This is a genomic window from Bradyrhizobium sp. (assembly GCF_019244115.1).
GTDB lineage: Bacteria > Pseudomonadota > Alphaproteobacteria > Rhizobiales > Xanthobacteraceae > Bradyrhizobium.
In genome coordinates this window covers 1-2,100 of sequence record NZ_JAFATE010000205.1, presented here as the reverse complement: position 1 = coordinate 2,100, position 2,100 = coordinate 1, and the positions used below count along the sequence as shown (strand labels likewise).

Sequence of the window (2,100 nt, the reverse complement as noted above, 5' to 3'; positions counted from 1 at the left end):
CGAGGAAACGTTTATGCTTCTGGAAGGCGAGATCGAGGCCGCCTTCCGTGGCGAGAAGACGACGGTGCGCGCTGGCGAAACCCTGCACATCCCGGCCAACGCGCCGCATTCTTTCACCAACACGTCCAAGGCAAACACGCGCCTGCTCTGCCTGTGCGCACCGGCTGGCCAGGAGGAGTTCTTCGCGCAGATCGGCGTCGCGGTGGCCACGCGCACCACGCCGCCGCCCAAGCCCGACAAAGAGGCCGAGGCCACGTTCAAAAAGAAAGCGGAAGAACTCGCCCCGAAGTACCGCACGGAGTTGCTCAAGCCATAACGTGCGCCCGACGCGTGGGCGAGTTCACGAAGTGGCAAGTGACAAACGCCATGAAACGCAAGACAACCATCCTCGCACCACCGTACCATGTGCAGTCCACCGCGGCGGACATCCGAGCGGGATTCCCGTACTTCTCCCATCATGACTCCGTCTCGGCTCTATGGAGCCAGAAATGGAGGAAGCCGTGCGAGCACGGCATCTATCCTTTCACCGACGCCAATGTTCAGGATTTTGACCCGATCTTCGCGGAACTCGTCAGCGTTTCGGACGACCAACCGAGCATCCTTTACCGGCCAGACGAATACGCGAAGTTTTTTTCCCGGTAGCGGAAAAACTGGTCATGTTGGCTGCACAGGCCGAGGCGCAAAGAGATATCGCGCACGCGCGCGACCTCTACTTGCGGGCGGCAGCCGTTTACCGCATCGCACGATTCCCAATCAACCGCTCCCCGCTGAGCCAAGAAGCGTGGGAACGCGGAAAGGCGGCGTACCTCAAAGGCGGGCAATATCTAAGCCCGCCAAGCGTCCCGGTGGACATTCCGTTTACACACGCCGATGAAGCCGCCGGTGATCGCCGCGTGCCGATCCAGGCGTATCTGCGCATGCCCGGCGGCAAGGAGCCCGAGCACGGCTGGCCGGTGCTGCTCTTCATCTGCGGCCTGGATGCCTACAAGACCGACCACACGCCGCGCATCCAGGCCCATGTGGACCGCGGGTTTGCCACGCTCAGCTTCGAGATTCCAGGCACAGGCGACTGCCCTGCTGCTCCCAATGATCCGACCGCTCCGGATCGGCTCATGAGCAGCGTCCTCGACTGGGCGGCCGCCAACGCGGCTGACCACCATTTCGCTCTAACTAAAATCGTGGCTCGCGGCATCAGCACGGGCGGATACTACGCGATGCGGATCGCGCATACCCATGCAGAGCGTCTCTTTGCGGTGGTGGCCCAAGGCGGTGGCTGTCATTACATGTTCGAGCCTGAGTGGATTCGCGCGCAGAACCAGATGGAGTATCCTTTCGCCTTGGCCGAGGCGCTGGCCTACAAGTTCGGCTACCGTGGGCCTGACCCTGTGAGGGCGTACGCAGCCGACGCGCAGAAATTCAGCCTGCTCACGGCCGGCGTGCTGCAACAGCCGAGCGGCAAGCTGCTCGTGATCGACGGCATGGAAGACTCCATCTTCCCGATCGAAGACAATTTCATCGTGGGAATGGGAGGCGACAAAAAGGACCTGATTGCCAGAGGCGACCGGCCTCACATGGGCAATCCCGGAGCCGAGGACATTTTGTATCAATGGCTTGACGACGCGATGGCGGGAAAGCCTTGAAATAGTTGACTACGGGACCAAATGAATCGCACCAGGACTTTATACTCGGGGTCGCTCGACGGCGGTGGCTTTGTAGGACGTTGGTTTGCCTCGGTCCAACTGTCGGCACTCTCAGCGTCCGGTGTCGCGTTGTACTTTATCGTAAGCATTTTCACGCGAAGGGGTGAACATTGCCCTTAACCCTGCAAATCCGGCGTTTTCGTTGCACCCAATCGTGAGAATTTCGTGGTACTTAACCCTAAGCATTCGGTCGGCCGGGTCCCATGACGGCCACCGGCTTCGAGCGCCTGACCCTCAAGCAACGAGGGGCTGCAGCTGCCCTTTTCCCCTGGAGCGCAACCCTCCGGGAGGGCCGGTTCAGAGCCCTGCGGCCTACCGAGCCGCCTCCGGCTCCGGGTTGCGGGTCAGAGCGAAAAACGTCAAGTTTGGCGATTCGAGGGAATAAAAACGGCGTGCCGTG

The 2,100-nt window shown here is 61.0% G+C and carries 3 protein-coding genes; all 3 read left to right on the top strand.

Annotated elements, in window-relative coordinates; all coding sequences use genetic code 11:
- On the top strand, positions 1-316 hold a 316-nt coding region (locus tag JOZ76_RS09070; protein ID WP_291698290.1), incomplete at its 5' end, for a cupin domain-containing protein.
- Between the two features lie 50 nt (positions 317-366).
- Complete coding sequence (locus JOZ76_RS09065) at positions 367-642, top strand: hypothetical protein (protein WP_291698289.1); 276 nt, start codon at positions 367-369, stop codon at positions 640-642.
- Between the two features lie 14 nt (positions 643-656).
- Complete coding sequence (locus tag JOZ76_RS09060; protein ID WP_291698288.1) at positions 657-1,640, top strand: alpha/beta hydrolase; 984 nt, start codon at positions 657-659, stop codon at positions 1,638-1,640.
- Positions 1,641-2,100: the final 460 nt, after the last annotated feature.

Excerpts from the sequence above, each read along its gene's own strand:
- JOZ76_RS09065 (WP_291698289.1), top strand. The coding sequence starts at position 367 with ATGAAACGCAAGACAACCATCCTCGCACCACCGTACCATGTGCAGTCC.
- JOZ76_RS09060 (WP_291698288.1), top strand. The coding sequence starts at position 657 with ATGTTGGCTGCACAGGCCGAGGCGCAAAGAGATATCGCGCACGCGCGC.